Raw genomic sequence first — 512 nt, forward strand, 5'->3', positions numbered from 1 at the left:
ATAGAGGATAAAAAACATGAGTAGATATGAGAAAGCATCGCATGTGTATTGGCGATGTCAATATCACATAGTTTGGACACCTAAGTATAGGTTTAGGATTTTAAAGAATAAGTTAGGAAAAGATGTTTACCGATGTATTCATGTCTATAGTGAGCAGTTAGGGTGTGTGGTTGTAGAGTTGAATGTACAAATAGACCATGTACATCTGGTTATCAAAGTTCCTCCGAAACTATCGATTTCAAAGTTGATGGGTGCCTTAAAAGGTAAAATTGCTTTGAAAATGTTTAGCAAGTATCCGTATCTTCGGAAAAATAAGCTATGGGGAAATCACTTTTGGCAAAGAGGTTACTTTGTTGACACAGTAGGGATTAATGAGGAAGTGATTCGAAGATATGTAAGGCATCAAGAAAAGGTTGAAAAACAGGAGCAGCCGCAATTAGATTTGAAGTAGACAACGCCCCCTTTTAGGGGGCTAATGCAAAGCCACCTTCTTCAGAAGGTGGATTCTTTAC

The 512-nt window shown here is 37.7% G+C and carries 1 protein-coding gene; it reads left to right on the top strand.

Going from position 1 to position 512, the window contains the following annotated elements:
* The first annotated feature begins 16 nt into the window (after positions 1–16).
* On the top strand, positions 17–451 hold the full coding sequence (tnpA, locus tag K0625_RS24325; RefSeq protein ID WP_012323117.1) for an IS200/IS605-like element ISShwo2 family transposase: 435 nt from the start codon (positions 17–19) through the stop codon (positions 449–451).
* Positions 452–512 lie beyond the last annotated feature (61 nt).

The organism is Shewanella nanhaiensis (genome assembly GCF_019457885.1).
GTDB lineage: Bacteria > Pseudomonadota > Gammaproteobacteria > Enterobacterales > Shewanellaceae > Shewanella > Shewanella nanhaiensis.